This is a genomic window from Flavobacterium sp. GW821-FHT12A05 (assembly GCF_058807735.1).
In genome coordinates, this window is sequence record NZ_JBXAQY010000001.1 from 131,383 (window position 1) to 151,467 (window position 20,085).

Here is a 20,085-nt window from a genome sequence, read left to right on the forward strand (position 1 = left end):
AATAACTTCATTGGTACTAAGTAGAATTTTTAAAGAGTTAAGATTTTTTCTTCACTGCTGAACATTCCTGAAGAGTTTTCAGCAATTAATTTGAAATGATGATAAATTCTTTCACCATTTTCATTTTTAATAATTAATTCATCTGTAAAAGATTTTACACTTTCCAATGGAAGAATGACATCTTTTAAGTTAGAAGAAACTTCATGAATCTTTTCCCAGTTTCCAGAGCGGGTCATTTTATATAAATGATATTTACCATTATGAACAGTTTTCTTCCAATTGAAAATTACAGGTTTTAAGATTTCAGCATTTACTCCGGTTACGTTTCCTGATGCTTCTAATAGAGGCGATTCTGGCGAAATAGTATCGGCAATAACTGTAGCTGTAATTTTTGAAGGTTGTGAAGGCGCATAGTCAACATTAATGATCGGGTTTTCTCTAGTCGAAGCAGGATCTGCATATTCAATTTTTCTTGAAACCGTAATTCGGTAGAAAAGACCATCGCCAAACGGAACAAATTCTAGACCTTCAAATTCGTCATAAACGGTCCAGACATTATCAAACTCTTTCGATAAAGTATCTTCATCAATTAAAATTTCTTTAGCCAGTGTCATCGTTCTTATCGACTGCGCATCCAGCATTGAAGAGGCGCGATAAATATTGATTTTTCCAATTTTATATTCTGGCTGGTAAGCATTTATTTCAAACTGAATCGAAGGCTTAATTCCTAAAACCTGATTTTCAAGAATTGGCATGATCCTCTTAATTTCCGGAGTTTGAGGCGGATTTGAAGCTACCAGTTTTACAGGTCCTATAGGATCACTAAGTTCACTGAAATTCATTTTAATATCCATTTCGCGAACTGCATAGAAATAAATACTTTGCGAATTTCCATCTAAATTAAAATCGGTAAACTGCGTTATATTTTTAGCTTCATTAATGATTTTCATCATTGGTGCAATGTCAAAATCCGGATCAGTTGGTTTTAAGGCATGACCGTTTTTATCTTTAATAGTCTGCTTTTTATTGTTTGGGACATAATTTTTGTCTTTAATGTATTCATACACAACCGGTACTTCTGTTAACGGAACATAGGCTGATTTTATCGCTTCTTCAATGAAATAAGATGCTAATACAGGTTTTTCAACTCCTTTTGAGATTATTGCCTTATTAAGTGCAGTTAATGAAGTAATTGTAGGCTCTTCAAGATCCGGATTGGCCTTATTATGCCATTCTATAAAATCGTTAATTAAACCTATAAATTCTTTATTATCCGGTAATGGAAATCTGTATTTTGGACCAGATCCATTTTCAGGAAAGGTTTGGTAATTACTATTAGTTTCAAGGTAATTAAAGTTTAAAAAGTTTTTCCATCTTTTCTCAAAATCAGGTTCTTCATTTCCTCCAAGTTTATTTAGCTCTTTGCGAATCGTATTAATAGTCTCTGTTTCATACAAAAGATTTAGAAAATCTTGTTCATTAGCTCTATAATGTAATGCACCATAAGGTTTACGTCCTATTTTGTATTCAGTAGTAAAAGTAAAAGTCGAACGATTGTAAAAATCAGGCCTTGTGGCATATAAATTATAACCTTCTGTAATTACAGGTTTTTCGGCTTTTTCAATTTTAACCGCATACATCGGACTAGGAATACTAATTTTTGATTTGTATTCGAAAGTTGGTCGAACAGCATGCGAACTAATCCCGAAAATAGAGTAGTGTGTACTTTCATCTGCTCTTGGCTGAATATTTGCTTTAGTAATTCCAGCAGCTTGATCTTTATACAGATATACTTTATAACTAGGATAATAGTTTACTTCTCGATCTCCAATAATGATTTCATCGTGTTTTTCATGCATTATTTGATTTACATAATCTCCTAATTTGAAATCGGTATCGTTTACATATAAAATTAAATTTCCTGTTTTACCAATATTTTCGGTTCGAACAACTTTAAACTCTTTTCTGGTTTTTACCGGAACTGAAACTCCTTGCTTAACAGAGCTTTTTGTAAACAAACGAACAATACCATTAGACCATTCTACAGAGTTTTCGTTTTCTGGTTTAAACTGAGGATGCTGAGGTAAATTAAAATCAGAAAAAGTGATTTGATATAAACCTAAGTGTTTTTTGTCAGCTAATTTGATTGGCTTTTCATCTTTATCCAATTCATATTGACCGTTTTCATCCATCTTGTATGTCTCTTCCAACACTCTTTCGATCTTGGCAGATTCCCAAATTCCTCTTGTTTTTTCTACTTGCAGCTCTTTAGTGTTTTCGCTTTCCGGCTGAATAACTTCACGATGAATCGCATTTAAGCCTGCAGGATATTGAACTTCAAAATCAATTTCCGGTTTATGCCAGTTAGTGTCTGTTAACATGTTTTGAACCAGAGTACACAATTTACTCTCAGGCATTTCAACGCCTTTAATTTGGTCAGAATCAATAGTTGCTTCTCCATCAGCATGAGCGCTGTCACTTACTTCTTTTTTAAGTACTGTTATGTCAGCATAATCAAATTCGTCAGGATCTTGAGGATATTGTTTTTGTTTCATAAAAACATTAATATCTTGAATGACATAGTTTTGATCACCAACTGTTAGAATTCCTCCGGTAAATCTTGTTTTATTGTTTTCCGTTAAGGTTACTTTAACTTCTTCACCGCTGCTAAGAACTTTATAGCTTTTAATTTTAATAATTGAGGTAAGTTCATTAAGATTATCAATTTTTTCAATTTCACCATATTCTACCTCTGGAAGTCCGTCTTTATAGTACAGTTTAAAATGATCTGCGAATATTTCTTCACTATCAGGAAAAATACTGTCTTTATTTTGCTCCGCTTCTTGAACAGACATTTCTGAAGGAACAGTATAACTTACTAATTCCTGAGCCGAATAATAGTCGAACAAAATTCTAATTAACGTTTGATCATCTCCTATAATCTTACCAAGACGCTCTTGTTCTGATTGAGAGGTAAAAATCAACGGGTTTTCTTCAGTAACTAACAATGCATTAATGCCAGTTGGAGGCATTAAATTGTTTGCAGGTTTAATTTCAGATTCAATACTTATCTGTCTTCCGGCTGTTGCTCTTGAGAAAATATTAATACCATATCCTTGATAGATGTATGTTTTTTTACCTACTTCTTCCTGGCGGACATTTAAAATGGATTTGCCAGAATCAGGAATAATAATTGGAACAGGTTCATAATTTGATTTGTTAAGATCTTTGTCGATATTACGGTATTCTAAATCAAAGGATAATTCTGGTTTTCTCCAGTCTGTTTCACCATCAATTTTAAAGTCGACACCTAGATAAACTGGAAATGTAAATGTACTTCCGTCATACTCAAATGAAGATTTAAAAAAGTCATTACCATCTTTAGATGTAATATCATAATCCATCACATCGTCCATAAATAAACTTACATATCTTTTCTTTCCATCAAAACTATATCCATTTGGATCTGTAATTTGAGCATTTTGAGTTTCATCGGCACCTACATTTAAACCAGGTTCAATTTTATTTAATTGAACTGGCAGAGAAAAACGTTCTGTGGCTATAGAAGTTGGAATACTCATAGAAAGATGCTGTACTTCACGCGCTCCCGCGCCATCTCCCAAATCACCAAAAGTGGTATATTCTGTTAGATAAACATACTCTCCCGAAAGAACTTCATCGTCAATATCAATGAAACCTAAACCTAGCATACGTGCGACATGATAGTCGTTTGCAGCGATATTTAATAAATCAAGATTTGATATTTTCGTTGCATCATCTTGTTCTTCTCCTGGTTGTGGTGCTTTGTTTGCATCAAGATCTCCAAAATTGATAGGATCTAAAGCAGTTGGATCATTTGGATTTTCACTTAATTCGATATAACGTTCAACGATTGACTTAATGTTTTTGTCGCTTTTATCACCTGGAACGGTTGGTCTGTTCCATTTTTCTTTATAATTGGCAATATTTACATATTCGTTATCATTGTATTTTAACCATTTTCCGTGTACTGCGTTGATTTTTGGTTCTAATTGTTCAAAAACCTGAATATCATTTTTGTTTAAACCATATTGTCCTTTTAGGTTCCAATCTCCGCTAGTATTGGCATGAGTAATAAAGTCAGAGTAATACTCAAAATCGATAGAACTCAAAAGACAGTTGTTAGCTTTTAATCGAATACTTCTTCCATTTTCAGCAAGTAAACGAATATTGTTTACCTGTGTTGAAGAATAGGTTTTACGATTTGTGACTCTTTTGGCAGCAATAATAGTATTCTCGGCAACAGATAAAGTTTCTAACTTAACATTGCTTAAAGAGGTTATAGACGAAAAGTTTAATTCAGCAGCAAAAAATAATTCGGTTTTATTTTCAATTTCAATCAAATTGTTTCCATACGCTTGTAAAAAAGCAACAGGATTAACTAATGGATCTATACCAAATTTAATCAGCTTATATTTTTCTATATTTTGAAATGTTACATAAATCGATCTCTTTGAATCTGTTGTTTTATAAATCCACAACGCTTTTTTGTTATCCACAACATTTGGCCCTTGTGTTAAATCTAGGGTATGGCTTACTTTGCTGTACGGAGCCCTGTACACTTTTACAAAGTCTTTTGGTTTATTAAAATTAATCTTTTCACCAGTGTATAGATCTCCCTTTGGAAGATGGTTTTTTCCTAATTTACCAGCAAGAAGCCATCTAAGATGAATTCCCATTGTACTGTCAGCCCCTTTCGAGCCTGCTGCTGCAATTTGCAAATAAGTAGACTGCAGATTTGTTTTTCCTGAAGTAATATCAATTACAGATGATTCTTTACCAACTCTAAAACTGATGCTAAAACCGTAAGGATTTTTAACATTGTTTAAAACAATTGGAGCAGAAAAATTTCCAAGCGCTGCAGGTTTTCCTTCAATTAGAATAGCAGCTTCAATTTCTGCCGAACCTGGAATTGTAACAGCATTTTGAAGTTTAAAGGTTAAACCATTTAAGCTGCCCTCGCTGTGTATTCTTGTTCCGGCACTTAAAGAAAGAGGGATTCGGCTTTTGTTTCTAAGAACCAAAGTTCCGGCTTGCTTACTTATTTTTTGGTCTTTCTTTAAAGCAGGATAATCAATTTTGTTTTTAATAATACTTACGTTCGAAATACAGCCTATTTGAGCAGTAGTTAAATCAGCAGCAAGTTTATTTAACTCTGTTCCTAAGGTGCCAAAATCAGGAACTCTAATATAATCTGAATCCAGAGCCGAAAGCTTATTCTCCTTTAATTTAGGTGTTCTTTCTAAAAAGGTATTTAAAGGTGTGGTTAATTCCTTAATATCCTCAGCAGTACTGGTCACACCATAAACAAAAACCTGTGATTTTAAATTTAAGTCAGTGAATAAACCTTTTAAAAATTCAGAATTGTTTACCTGAATACCATCGGTTATAACAAAAACAATATCAGGAGCTACAGTCAAATTCTTGGCGGTTTGCAAACCAGATGCCCAATAATCAGACTGGATAGTAACTTTACCATTGCCATATAGATTAATCCAGCTTAAAAAATCCTGTTCGTTACCAGCAATTTTTTTCTGAATAACATTATCGGTTCTGACAGCTGTATCGCTGTCAGACATTCCGATTAATGAAAGTGTGATTTTACTTTGACCCTGAGAAGTAATAAAGGCAGTAAGTCCATCTTTAATTTGCTGAGCCTCATCTGGGTTTATAGAACCAGATTCGTCAACAACAATTGCGATATATTTTTCGCAGCCTGCAGATTGATTTTCTACATTGAAATTAATTTTAAATCCATTGGTATTGTTAACATTATTAATAGCAATTAACCTTGAAAGATTACCAATATTTAACGGTGTTCCTTTTACAGAAAGCGGCACTTCTAATGTTGAACCCGCAGCAATAGTTACCGTATTTTTGATAACAAAACTTAATCCCTGCAGAGATGCTTCGCTGTGAATTTTTGTATCAGCAGTAAGCGTAAGGTCAATGCGGCTTTTGTTTTTGAGAACCAAACTTCCGGAATCACTATTGATAAAACTTCCAGCTTCTAATTTTGGATATTGAATTTTATTTTCAATAATATCAACATTAGCTATACAACCAACATTGGCAGAAGCTAAATCTGCTGTAAGTTGAGTTAATTCATTGTTTAATGTTGTAAAATTGGATAATTCAATATAATCAGCGGTTAAAATATTGTTATTAGCAGTCTTTAATAAAGGTGCTTTTCCTAAGTAATAAGTAAGAGCTGAATTTAAATTTGTCCATCTGTCTGTTTGATAAAAATTCGATGAAACACCATAAATAAAAACATGAGATTTAAGGTTTATTGCACTCAATAAATTTTTCAATTTATTGGTTTCTGTTATTTGTAAACCATCAGTTATTACAATTACAATATCAGGTGTTGTATTTAAATTATTTACAACGTCTAAGCCTGATGCCCAATAATCTGATTGGGCATTTATACTTGGAGCTCTGAAATCGCGAATCCAGTTTGAAAACTCCGTACTGTTGTTTGAAATTCTTTTTTCAATAACATGATCAGATCTTAAATTCGTATCAGTATGAGACATTCCAATCAAGGAAAGTGTAATATTACTTTGAGCTTGAGAGTTGATAAATGAAGTTAAGCCCTGGCGAATTTGCTGCGCTTCGGCTGAATCAATTGATGCTGAATCATCTACTACAATTGCTATATAAGTTTCGCAGCCTGAAGTCTGGCTGGCTTGAAGATTTATAGAACTCATTTTTTATTGTTTTTTTTAAAGATTTATATTTTCTGATTCTTCTTGTAGTTTTACTTGTATGTCCTGCTTGTCAATTGATGAAGTCAATACTCTGGTTTCATTTACAGCAATTGCTTCGTTATTCCACATTCTGTAATCAAACATGATAGACAGATTAGGTTCTAAAATGAATTTATTATCGTGCATGATCAATACCTGCGAATAATCTTTTGAATGCAATACTTTGTAAGCGTCTTTTTTAGTATATTCTTTCTTTTCGCCTTCAGTGATAGTTACCACAGAAATAGTATTCTGGATTTCCTTCAATGGTATTTTCGGAATATTAAATGGCTCCGGATTGCGAATTAAAAGTGCTATGATCTTACCTGTATTGGTATCAATGATTTTATTTACCTCGGTATTTTGAGCCGGATCAAGAGGAGACAGTTTTAATACTCCCTCAATGGCGCGATCAAACGAATGCTGGTATTTTAATACCATTGCATCACTTAATGCATTTGATTCGGTTTTTGCTGCTGTTAAATGATATAAGGCATCAATTTGTTCCTGATTAACGTTTACATTTACATTAAACAGGGCTTTACGTTCTGTGGCTGTATCAATGTTGTAACTCTGAATTTGTTCTTCAAAATTTTTGTAACGAGAAGTCTGGAATCCGTATTGATGTACTAAAACATTTTCTTTTTCATCTACTTCCTTGTTTTGGTTAACATCATAATAATTATTAGCTAAAACGGTATATAGTTTTGAAGGTTGTAAATCTGTTAGTTTTACTTCATAACCAAGAGATTTTGGTTGTAAAGGATCGCCCAGCAGTATACCGCACTTCATTTCAGGATGAGCATTGATAAAGTTGTTTAGCAGCTGAACACTCAATGGAATTCTAGGATCATTATCGCTTACCCATTTTGCATCTTTTTCTTTTGCTCTTGGATAGGTTACAGTTTCTTCTTCTAGAAGGGGATAAGGAATAAGAGTATCATTTAAAGGATCTTTTATAATAAGATTCAATGAACCCAGAATTTCACCTCTCTTTTCGCCATAACTTGACCAGCCTTTAAACATGTGATAAACATAAGGACTTGTAAAAAACATCGAGATCTTACATTGTTCATTGCCATAGAATACAGGTTTTGATTGCAATAAACTTCCATCAGCGTTTGGATAAGAACGGTTGTAATCCAGATATTGTCTTAACGAAGTCAATGGTGATTTCGATAGATCTGTCAATTCATTCTTTGCCGGAGGCAGCTCACCTGGTAATAAAGGCTCAGGAATAGGATCTGGAACAGGATAATGCCCAACAGGCCCTAATGTTTTAAATCCATAGAAATAATAAAAATCTTCTGTTTTTTTATCATCTACTGTATCAGTTAGTTTAAATTCTAAGCAATATGTCGTATTAGGTCTCCAGATTGGCTGCACCGTATTTTGTACAGCAGCTGTCATTGCCTCTCTATCTTTATCTATATCGTCTTGCTGAGGAATTGTTGTATTATGGAAATAGCTTTCTTTACTTAACCATTCGATACTTTGAACGCTGGTTGTATAGTCTAATTCAGGATCTTCATCAGCATATCCGTTTGAACAAATTGTATCATTAACCGTAATTAATTTAGAATTTTTGGTCCCTTTGTTATAAGCCACATTGGCAGTTAAAGAAAGTGCTGTTACACTTGTTGCTCCAGTTGTTAATGCTGATACAGATGTACTCAGCGTAACATTTTCTGCGGCATATAAAGAACAGTTATCAAACTGATTATTAAACAATGAGAAGTAAACTCCTTTTTCTTTTGGTTTAGAGGAAAGCATCAGGATTTCATTTGCAGAAGGTTCATTTTGAATATGAATAATCGATGCATTTTCAATCGTAGTTCCTCTTTTAATTAATCTGATAAGTTCCAATGCTGAGCCAAAAACAAATAAATAATCTTTATTATAGGCAATAATCGAATTGTCGGCTAAAGTCTTGTTAGATAAGTAAATTGCTGAATCGAAAATGGCATCTTGTTTTACAATATCTAATGAGTTTCCTGTAATTTGAGCCAGACCAAATTTTCCGTTTGAAAATTGAACCGTTACCAGCGTTTTTCCGTCTGAAATAACCGCATCGATAATTTCAGATACAGATGCATCAGAAAGCACTTTTGTATCGGTTACAAAAATTGCTTTCGTATTTGTATTTAAATTAAAGCGGATAATTTCTTTCCCTTTTGTAATCAAGCTAAATTCAGTATCATTATGCTGAAGCACTTTAATTGCTGTTCCATTTATTTTTACACGCTGAACAAGAGCACGATCACTTTCGTTAACCCAATTAATTTGTGTTTCATTTTCTAAAGTATTTATCCAAAGCAATTCATTATTAGCTAAAGACAATACTTTGTTAAACCCTAAAGAATAACTGTTTAGATATTGTACACCGGTACTTAAATTCAGTTCGTCATCCAATTCAATAAGAGCCATTGCATCGATAGAAGATTCGCACCCAATAATAAAATCAAGATCGATAATTGCTTCTCCAATTCCTTTGCATTGAGCTGCTTTTAGCGCCTGCGTTACTAATAATTTTCCATTTACAACCTGCATTGAAGTCACAACTCCGTTTAGAAAGCGTTCTCTTACAATAGCTCCATTTGAGTTAATTTGTAAAAGCACAGTTGTATTAGCCTGCGGGTGGAAAGAAATAATATAAGTATCGTTGTACTTGACTACTTTGTCAAAAGCATATAAAACTTTTCCTTTGTATCCGTAATAGTGAGTGAAGGTTAATGCGTTTGGTGTTTCTTCCTGGATATTATCATTTCCGGCATTAGCTTTTAATTCGTTTAATTTTGCAATTAATAAATCATACTTTTCAAGATCACGAGGTCCAGACATTTCGAAATCTCCATTTGCGCTTGTATAAGTAGTATCAAACAATGCTGCAATTTGGTTTCTGATATCTTTAATTTCGGCTGCTTTTGCTGCAATTGGCGTAATTACAATTTTGTCGATTTTGGTTTTAGAAACAACATCAATTTCTTTATTGTATAAAGTGATTTCTTTTAATAACTCCGCTTTTGTATAGGTTAATTCTTGAGAAACATCTTCAGTAGAAGTTTTTCTTATGTCTACAATTTCATAAACAGGAAGTTTAGCTCCTTCTTTAATAACAGAAGTATAAGCTTTTATTTTTACTTCTTTTGCCTGCGTTGTAAGCTTAAATGATGGTTCAATAGCCGATTGAGGGAAAATAACCTCTAACTCATTATAGTTTTTGAATGCTAACGATTTAGTGAATTTATGAGGATTTCTTTCTCCGGTAATGCTCATGAAATCGCCTTCAATAACTTGGCTGTTTTCCAGAACTTCCGGAACTTCTCCAATTAATTTAAAAAACAATCCGTTAATTTTATCGGCGGTGTATTGTGTTGGAACATAATAACGCTGTCCAATTTTTTTTCTAAGAAAATCAGTATGCTCTTTTTTAATTTTATCAGATTGACAGAACAATTTTGAAGGTGTAATTCCGAATTGTTCCGGCGCATGCCAGCCTGGTTCCCCAGAGCTTAAAAATGAAAACGGATTTGTTGCTAATACACGAATACTGTCGTATTGGTCAATTGCTTTCTGCCATTGTGCCCAAGGTAAATCTGCAACCAGTTTACGAGCTTCAAGGGTATCTTCTACAACTGCTTCAAAAGGATGATAATCTTCCCAATTAGAACCATTCCACGATTTTAAATCAATCGATTTAATTTCATATCTATGTTTAACCTGGCGAATTGGTCTTCCGGCAATTTTTTCAACTGGCGGCATCATATCTGTATAGTTTTTAGCATCACCAGTATATCCTCCAATTTTGTTAAATAATGATGGATCTGGTAATAAACCTTTAGCCATTTTAATATCGATATACGTATCCAGCGGAATTGTATTTGTAATTAACTCTGCTTTTGGCATTCCGTTATAAAATTGAGCTTCATTATAGCCTTTCTCTCCTGGCGATTTGAAATAATCAAGAGCAAAAGCTTGGTTGGTAAGCATATGAACACCTTTTACATTTTCTAATGTTCTGTTATCCTGATCGTCTCCAAATGTACCTTTAGGAAGCGGGCTGTATGGTGTACGATCAACAATTCGGTTAATATCCCATTGAAGTTCTACAACAAAGTTTTTACGAACTCTTACAAAAGCAATTTTAATACGAACACTTAGTTCCAGTTTTGCATAAATCAGGAATGGTCTAAAGGATTCGACAGAGAAAATAGTATCCAGAGCAACTTCAACATTAATAATTAAAAGTTTAATCTGTATGCCACCGCCGGCAGTAATATAACCACCCATTTGCGGACGTTTGAACGAAATTTTTCCGCCTAATTCTAAATATGCCCACAATTTTACTTTAGCAGGGCCAAAGCTTTTTTCGAGTTTAAAGTCTAATCGGGCACCAGCCTCAATTCCCTGAGCCGAAAGCATGATAAAAGCTTTAGCAGAAAATAAAGTCAGGATTCTGGCCATAATTGGGTCTTTTCTGGATCCAATATTTACATACCAAGGTTTTTGATTTTTAAAGAAGAATCCTGCTTCTAATAGTGCATGAAGCTGGAAAATTTCTCCACTGTCTTTTGGGATACTAAAATCTGCTCCGGCAGCCAGCTCTAACGAATCATCTCCAAATGCCACCATAGCAAAGAAAGGAGGATTGCTAGGATCATCTTCAATAAGACCTAATCGACCGGCAATAACATTTAATCCTGCTTCGATATAAAATAGAGTAGGAAGGGATAATAGCAGCATGGCTCTTAAAGACAATACATGTCCGCCATCGGCAATGGTTCCAAAAGTAGCTCCGGCTCCAATAGAAAATGGCGATTTATACTGCATAGAGTCAGGCGGACCGCTAAATTTATTGATATTAATTCCAGGTTTTGGATGTTTGTAAAACTCATACCAAGAATTGTCTTTTTTTAATCCTGCGGCTTCTTTAGTCGCTACATATCTATATCCTAACAAACCTCTAAAAGCAGAAATAGCAAGAAATCCTAACGGAATAGGTGTAGGCAGTTCAATATAAGCATCAACTAAAAACGCCGGATACTTAGGCATAAAGCGCATGGCAACACCACCGGCAATTTTTGCTTTAGGCAGTTTTAAAGAAACCTCACCTTTAAATTCTTGAGATTTTCCAGGCTCAGGAAGCGAAACCATACCGTTGATGATGGCCATTGCAGATGCTTCTGTAGCCGTTCCCGGAATGATTAAATCAACTTTTATGGTTTGAATTCTGATAAACGAGTCTTCGTGGCCTTCCTCTGTACAGTAATAGTATTTAACACCTTCACCACGAGCGTCAACTCCAAGCGGATTGATGCTGATAGCGCCGTCAAAACCAAAGAAATTATATTTACGGCCGTTAATTTGGGTAGAACCAAAGTTTACGTTTGTAACCGACATCTTAACCGGACCAAGCTCTAATGAAAAGTTGATAGGAATTGGGATCGAACCTCCTTCAACCTCAATACTTCCGTCGCTGTAAATTCGAAGTTTTTCAATGTTAATTCCTTGTCCTTTCATTAATCTCTGCATGACAACGCTTGGAAATGAAACATAACATGAAGTTCCTACATAGTAATCTTTATCTTCTTTGCCTAGTTCAAAACTGTAAAATTCAAAATCAACAAGCTTAAGTAAATTGGCACGTGGAGCTGTTTCTTTAGGAAAAGAAGCAGTAAGATTAAAGTCGCCGTCATCGTATAAATGTCCTTCAAGAATGGCGCTAAAAGGCCTTTCTGGTTCACCTTCTCGTATTATTTTAAGTTTTTCAAAAAGTAGTTTTCCTTTAATATTAGAACCAATTACTTTGTTTTGTTTAAATGAGATATCAAATTTGTTGAAACCAATTTTGAAACCATTTTGTGGAGAACCAATAGTTTTCCAAAGTGTATTATCTTTATTTAATTCGGATAAAAAACTTTGATATTCCTTAGCATTGCTAAAACTATAAGTTGCCGAGGACTTAATAGTGGTAGAAGCTAAATTAGAAAGTGTTGTTAATGATAAAGGATAATCAAAAGCATAAGGTTTTCCTTTGCTGTTTAATTCTTGTAAAAAGACAATTAAAGATTCATAATCAACAATTTCTTCTTTATTTACAACGCCGTCTTCACCATTATCGAACATGGCGATTGGGTAATTGAAATTGAATTTGTCGTTAAAATAATTAAAATCAGTACCCATACTTCTAACAGTTTCCAGGTAAATATTTCCCGAAATACCACCAGAACCTACTAATAAATCTGAAGCACCAATTTTTAATGTTTTATTTTCATTTTCAGAACCAGCTGCAGGATTTTGAAACCATCTTGAAGGTAATGTAACCGAAATGGCGCGTGCATAAACTCCAACGAAATCATTAGGACGTCCATCAGCATCTGCTTCAGGAATATTGGTTTTCTTGCTTAAATCGACTTTTAAAGTATCTAATTCAAGAATTAAGCCCGTATTACCAATCATAGCAAATTTGGTTGGACTTAAACTTCCGCCTAGCTCTAATTGGTAACCAATTCCGGCTTCAGTATCGGCGTATAATTGTGCCTTACCAAATACAAACATTGATTTAGCACTTAGATCTTTATAAAAAGAACCGTCTTCATTAGTTGGTCTTAATATATTTTGAGGGAACTCAATACCGGCACTCAAAGCTAAAGTTGCTTTGGCTTTTGGAGTAATGATTCTTTTAATATGAGCTTCTATACCATCTGGAGCGATGATATTATAGAATTCCTGAAGTTTTTGCTTCGTTGTGCTTAAATCTTCATTTAAAATGTAAGTGGCAAACAACAATAACGGAATTGTCTCTGTAATAACCGTATTGGTGTTGATAACCGTGATTACACTATTAATAGATTGTTCAACACCTTCAGGTAGTTTTAGTTTTTGTGCTTCGGGTAAATTAAGAAGCCCGTTAATATCTTCTACAAGCGTTTCATATTTTGTTTTTCCTTCTTCGGCTTCAACAAAAATGTTCAGCATGTGGGCTACAACTTGTTCTTCGCTGATGCGGAAAACCTGTAAACCAACAGAATAAAAATCTTTTACCGAAAAAGAGAAATTACTAGAACTGAAAGTCTTCAGGAAAGCTAAAATTTCCCATTGATATTCTAAAGTAATAGGGAACGAGGAAATAGTAGAATCTCCATCAAGATCTGGATTAAGTACAAGCCCTAAACCAAATGGTAACGGCAGGGCAAGCCTGTCGCTGGTAACGATATCAAGGCTGTAAAAAGCCGAGTCGCCGCGATATCCTTTAGAGTATTGTAAGTTTTTGTAGTGAATTTTGTCAAAGATGGCATTTAAACCATTTTCGACAAACGATAAAAATTCTGGTAAATCGTCTACAGTGATTATCTCCGATAATCGGGGATAATATCTTGGTGCAGGAATTGGAACCGCTGGAATAGGATTAGTTGGCATATTCTAATGTGTTTTTGACTTTAATTTTGTTCATATTCTGAATGAGTAAATTGTTGTTCGATCAAACCATTTTTTGCGATTAAAGGCATACTTTTTTGGTTAGCTGTATTGTTGAGGTCTGCTTTATTCATTCAAGCTTATTACTGCTTTAAAAAAGGTTTTTTTCTGTTTTTTTAGCACGGTTTATTCCTTTTGACAGTGTAAAGATCAGCCTAAATAAGGGGTTTAAAAAGCAGGTGCTTAGTGGTTTAACATGGGTGTTCTGGGGCTTTACAGAGTTGTAAAGTAAGTGGATGGGGAATTAAATTTTAACTTTGAAAAAAGTAAATAAAAGAGCTGGAGACTAATGTTTTTTTAGTTTCCAAAAATATTTCCAGATAAGAATTCGTTTAGTAAAAAATGCAGTTGAGAAAATTATAATGGAAGTCAAAAAGAAACTAATAAGGAGTTTCTTTTTGACTTAATTTTTATCGTATGGTTTCTATATTATTGTTTCTATAAAGAGAGCGTAATTATTAGTTCTCAAGAGTACCATTGTATTTAGACCATTGACATTTGTTGCATCTTCAAAATCTAAAGTATTAACAAAAACAAAACTAAAAGATGCTTCAGATGCTCCAAGAGTTCTTGTATTTAAAGCATCTCTTAAATAATAAGATCTATCAGTGCTTTTGACATCACCATCGATGAAAGTTTTTTCAGGAAATACAATTGTAGACCATTGTGCCTTAGATATGTCAGAATTTTGAATATCAAATAATAAAAGATCTTGATAGTTTTTATATCCATAAATATTAAAACCTGAGTATTCCATAATTTTAACTTGATTTACAGCACCTAACCCCGACCAATGTGTTGCAAATAATCCGTTATTAATTCTTAAAAAAACTTCAATTTTACAAGTAGTTGGTTTATTAGGATTTGAATTCCAAAATGTACAATTAGTTAATGTTGTCGCGTTGAGTCTTTGAACTGATTTATTTGCAATTTTACCAATAGCACTGCTGCTTGATACATATTGTTTTGTTTCTGACATTGAAGTTTGTAGATAAACTTCCAATGTATTTAAGAACTTATAGGCAAGTAAAATTAAATTGTCAGAGGTAGAAATTAATCTAGATCTTATGCCACTATGGGTTTCCCATATCTGACCATTCGAATCTCGTTCTATTGATCCATTTTGTAAATTAGAGGTTAAATCTCCGTTAGGTATAACAAGAGGTGGAGTATCTTTAGTACCAGAGGTTAGTGTGACTTTGTTAGAAAAATTCCAGGCTCCGGAAATGGTTTGTGTTTGTGATTTAATCCACTGCCACCAATTAAACAGTTTCGAACGGCTCACAACTTTGTTATCTTCTGTAACTGCAGTTGTTATTTGTGTTTCTTGATCAGTTGAAAGGTTAATATTTTTGTTATCAATCATATCCTTTAATACTTTTCCTTGTCTGGCGTCGAGTGCTTTGCCTTCGGTAGTGCAGTCAAGAGCATTATAATTTTCGGCTTGAAGATTGCTTAGATCGCTAAACTCTAATTCACCATTCAGGTTAGTTTTTAAAATTTTGTTGGACTGATTTGTTTCTAAATCTGCTACTTTAATTCTGTTGTGATTTGTACTCATTTTTAATTAATTATTACGGGTTTTAAAAATTACAGATGTGTATTCAGTTATTTTAGGGAGAACCGTAATTAATTCAGACTAAAGAATATCATTAAAAGGAATTTTTTAGGTTTTTTTGATGATACGATGGCAGTCTGAAAAATTATTGTTTTAAAAATTGTGTTAGTGGCGTCACAATAGGGTTTTGGTTTACATCGCTGTAAAACAAATAAGTAAAGTTTGGGTATTGGCTTAGATATAGCCAATAGGAGAGTGGGGAAACTTATAGATTAAGTTCCCTGAGTTTTTTTTAATGTAATTTTTTGGAGTTTAAGAGATTTGGTTCTCTTTTTTGATTTTAAAACAACTCAAAGATTTTTTTCTTTGAGTTGCTTTTATGTTTTTTGTATATCTTTTTTAAGATAAGACAAGAACCTAAAAATTAGGAATTGGCAATAACTCGTCTGTGAGGAAATAATTCATTTGTTCATTAGTTAGATCACAAATTTGTCTGCATGTTTCAATATCTAATGGAGCTGGCTGATTAGGAAAAAAATATTCTTTATCATAAGTGCTCTGTGAATTTAAAAAAATCTCTTTTAAACTACCATCTTCATTATATGAAGCACTAAAGACTTGAAAATCTTTGTCGAGAATTGTACCATCCTCTAAATTTGGAACACAATAATTATTATAAATATCTTCACTGTAAAAATACTTGACGGAACCTTTATGTCTAGGTAGATTTGTATGTATGTCAATCTGATTATACGCAATTACTCTTCCACTGCTATCTCTTAGTAAATTATTTTTTAAAAATAAATTTCGCTGTTTAATGTAATCTTCAACCTCAAATGTAAGATTATTTAAAACCTGTCTAGTTCTAATCTTAAAAACTTCAACATTAGGATATTCAAGAGATAAACTTTCTAAAGCATTCTGTTCATTCTCATCTTTATAATAGGTAACCTGCAGATTTCCACTGGCGTAATTAGTTTCTATTTTCTTAACAGTATTGTTAGTTTGAAACTCTTTCTTATAAGCATTCATTTTTAATGCCTGAGTTTCTGAAATTGATTCATTAAAAAAATTTTTATATATAATTGCCATAATTAGTTTGTTTTTATTGATAAATCCGGTTGTAGTCTCCTATCTGTTATAGTGACATCAAATAAATTAAAATCTGTAGATTTTGGTGTATTTGGTTTATTTTTCATATTAGAAATATCTTCTGCTAATGTATAAATATTTCCATCATCATCTATCCTAAAAAGAGCATGTCCATTAATTTGATCATTTTTATTTGCGTTATAAAGAGCTTTCTCGATTTTGTCAAGATACCAGAGCTCGTCTCTTATTATTAATTGTTCAGAAATAATAGCCCTATTTTTTTCGAAAAAATCAATATTTTTTGCAGTTAAATTTCGTATATGTTTTCTTCTAATATATCCAGAAATATCCATATCAGGGGGATTTAATTTATACAAAGCAGAACCAGAAATTTGATACTCATCTAAATAATTTAGAAGTTTTATATTTCCGCCATAATCATATTTGCTCAATATACTTAAAAATTCGGTTTTAAAATCAATAAAGTGTTTTGCATCATCTACTAGGCTGAAACAAAATGGTACTTTTTCTCTTTCTGTGAGGAATGTTTTGTAAAACCTCATTTGTTCAATAACTTCAGCTTTAGTTTTTTGTTTTATGGTCCTAAAACTTTTAAGGATGAAATGTTCGGTTACATCATTTGTGTTTTTAAAACGAATATCTGTTAGTTCATCTATTTCTAAAGATTTACCAATATCAATCATTTCTTGCAGCTCAGCTTCAGTATGTAAATATACATCTCCTCCCGTTACTCTTTTCCAAAGTTTGTTAGGTACAACTTCTATGTACTTGTATAATGAGAATCTCGGTAATTTTGAAAAAACAGCATTTTCATTTAAAGGAGTATTTTCTAAAATAGTAACAGATTCACGATAAAGTTTATTTTGTGCAAGTAATAACGTGTTTTTTAATTTTCTATAAAGCGCTAATGCAATTAGATCAATAGGTAATGAGTTTAACCGTCCTAATAATAAAATTCTAGTAGAAACTTCATCAATTATTTCTGGTGATGCGTTTGAACCTAATTGTTGTAATTTTGATTTTAAATTAGCAATTGTTTCAGAATCATTTGCGCCTTCACCAGCAATTTTGAGTAATTTAGCAGCTTCTCTTTTTGCAATTAAAGAGGCAATTCCAGTACCAACATTAGTAGTGAGACATGCCAATTGGAAAACTGCAATAAACGTTTTCATTCCTTGGCAGAAAGAATCATTTTCACTACACTCCACGAAGTTGGCAAAAAAGCCTAGAACTCCAGCAGTAAATTCAACTCCTCCAACAACAATCTTTAAACCTTCTAATGATTTTAATGCGACTTCACCTGCTTTTAATCCAGATGCCCCCCACTTGAGATGTTTTAGTTTTGCTAAATTTCCAATACCTGTAAAAGTTGTTGCTACATCAACAACATATCCTAAAATAGATTCGGCATCACTACTGTCTCCGTCTTTGTCAATAAATGACAAAACAAAAAGAGGGATGAAAGAATTTATATTTTGGCCATTAATTGAAATATTTTGGCCATTTACAGTAGATAAAGCAGACCTAGTTTCAATATCTGTGCTTAATAAAGTAACTGGTTGAAAAAGATCATATACTCCGTATTGAACCTCATTTTGTTCAACTAGAGTAAAGTTTTCGTCACTCCTTGATGATATTACGGGCAAAGATTGATAAGCAATTATTTTATTGCCACTTAGGCTAAAATTAAAATTATCAAAATATATGCCTAGAATTTTTGAAGATTGATACGGCATCAAAATAGGAGAAGCATCTGGTCTTGAAATTTTGTACTCTTTTATTTCTTGTGATGAATTTGTCCAATAAACTGGATCATAAGCGACATAATGTGTATAATTAAATAAAGAATGAGTGGTGCTGTCAGATGAAAAACTTGCAATTGAATTAGAACTTCTAAAGTCAATTGTTGAGTTTTTTAATTTGCCATAGTCATCAAAAGGATTATATTTACTAAACTGCCACAACATGTATAGTGCCATAACAAATTGCCCTTTCGTTGTTGTAGGTTGGTATTGAGTACCTAATACCCAGTTTGACAAGCCTAATAAACCTTGTTTCATATTAGTACTTGTACTCATACTATTATATAGTATTTCATAGAACGTAGTCTTTTTTTCTGTTCCTGTTTCGTATGGGTATAGAAAGAAGCTTAAAAATTGATCTATTTCATTAATATTAGATAAGTTAAAAGAATATAATAAATTTATAACAAGCTCTTCTTCTTTTATTCTTTCAAAATTATTGCTTAATTTATTTTTTATTAAATAATACAATATTTTCCATTTCTCATTGACTGGTAATCCTGATAAGGATTGAGAGCTAAGTCCCATTGCTAACCAGTAAAGTTTTTCTGTTCCTGAGGATTCTAATATTTTTAATTGATTTGAGTATGCAACTTTGTAATAATCGGTTATATTTTGATAGAACTCCGCAAGAGTTTCCAAACTAGGATTTATAAGAATTTCATCAGATAACCATTCCGTAATTTGATTATTTGTATAAGAAATTAGATCTTCATTTTGAGCAAATAATGGAAAGATTTCACGCTCAATTTTGTTAATCATTATAGCAGTTTTAGTAATTAGGAACGCTGCAGAGTCTTTTTCTTTAATTTCGTTAAAAGTATTAGCTATAGAAATTCTTTTAGTATAAAATTGCTTAGAAGTTATAGTTGCTTTATCAAAATTAATTATAACGGGCTCTTTATCAATAGGAATAATAATATTTTGATTACTATCTACAACAGGAATGTTTTTTATATAACCAATATTAAACTTCTCTTGTTTATAGAAATAATTATATGGTGATTTAATATGCAAACGAAATACTTCAATTTGATCACCATCCTTAGCAAAAATTAAGTCAGAATCTTTTAAAACATATTCATTTAATTTTTTAAGAGTTATAATATTTGCTATATATTTTAAAAATTCGCTTTGTAAGTAATAACCTGCTGAAATTGGTTTGTCATAACCATCTAAATCTTGGAGGTTAAAATTCTCTTTATTAACATGTTTGTAGATTCTGTCTGAATTTCCAATTGCAAATTGATCGGCAAAACCTTGCAAATCGATTTTTAAAGAACCAGAAATAAAAGTGGATTTTCTAACTACTTTTCCTGTTTTTAATATTACGGCATTTTCCATT

5 protein-coding genes are annotated in these 20,085 nt (G+C 32.7%); all 5 read right to left on the reverse strand.

Translation table 11 applies throughout. The features are described from left to right. Positions 1–29: 29 nt before the first annotated feature. The 5 genes from AC1RRQ_RS00475 to AC1RRQ_RS00495 all read right to left on the reverse strand — a co-directional run bounded on the left by AC1RRQ_RS00475 (position 30) and on the right by AC1RRQ_RS00495 (position 20,084). Positions 30–6,752: a vWA domain-containing protein gene (locus AC1RRQ_RS00475; RefSeq protein ID WP_493020360.1), complete on the reverse strand. Its 6,723-nt coding sequence runs from the start codon at positions 6,750–6,752 to the stop codon at positions 30–32. Between the two features lie 15 nt (positions 6,753–6,767). After that, positions 6,768–14,210: a hypothetical protein gene (locus AC1RRQ_RS00480; RefSeq protein ID WP_493020362.1), complete on the reverse strand. Its 7,443-nt coding sequence runs from the start codon at positions 14,208–14,210 to the stop codon at positions 6,768–6,770. Positions 14,211–14,691: 481 nt separating this feature from the next. After that, entirely contained in the window at positions 14,692–15,828 is a 1,137-nt protein-coding gene (locus AC1RRQ_RS00485; RefSeq protein ID WP_493020364.1) for a hypothetical protein, read from the reverse strand. A gap of 414 nt (positions 15,829–16,242) precedes the next feature. Further along, positions 16,243–16,917: a hypothetical protein gene (locus AC1RRQ_RS00490; protein ID WP_493020366.1), complete on the reverse strand. Its 675-nt coding sequence runs from the start codon at positions 16,915–16,917 to the stop codon at positions 16,243–16,245. A 2-nt stretch (positions 16,918–16,919) separates the two neighbouring features. After that, on the reverse strand, positions 16,920–20,084 hold the full coding sequence (locus tag AC1RRQ_RS00495) for a hypothetical protein (protein ID WP_493020368.1): 3,165 nt from the start codon (positions 20,082–20,084) through the stop codon (positions 16,920–16,922). Between the last annotated feature and the right edge of the window lies 1 nt (position 20,085).

Excerpts from the sequence above, each read along its gene's own strand:
- AC1RRQ_RS00475 (WP_493020360.1), bottom strand. The coding sequence starts at position 6,752 with ATGAGTTCTATAAATCTTCAAGCCAGCCAGACTTCAGGCTGCGAAACT.
- AC1RRQ_RS00480 (WP_493020362.1), bottom strand. The coding sequence starts at position 14,210 with ATGCCAACTAATCCTATTCCAGCGGTTCCAATTCCTGCACCAAGATAT.
- AC1RRQ_RS00485 (WP_493020364.1), bottom strand. The coding sequence starts at position 15,828 with ATGAGTACAAATCACAACAGAATTAAAGTAGCAGATTTAGAAACAAAT.
- AC1RRQ_RS00490 (WP_493020366.1), bottom strand. The coding sequence starts at position 16,917 with ATGGCAATTATATATAAAAATTTTTTTAATGAATCAATTTCAGAAACT.
- AC1RRQ_RS00495 (WP_493020368.1), bottom strand. The coding sequence starts at position 20,084 with ATGGAAAATGCCGTAATATTAAAAACAGGAAAAGTAGTTAGAAAATCC.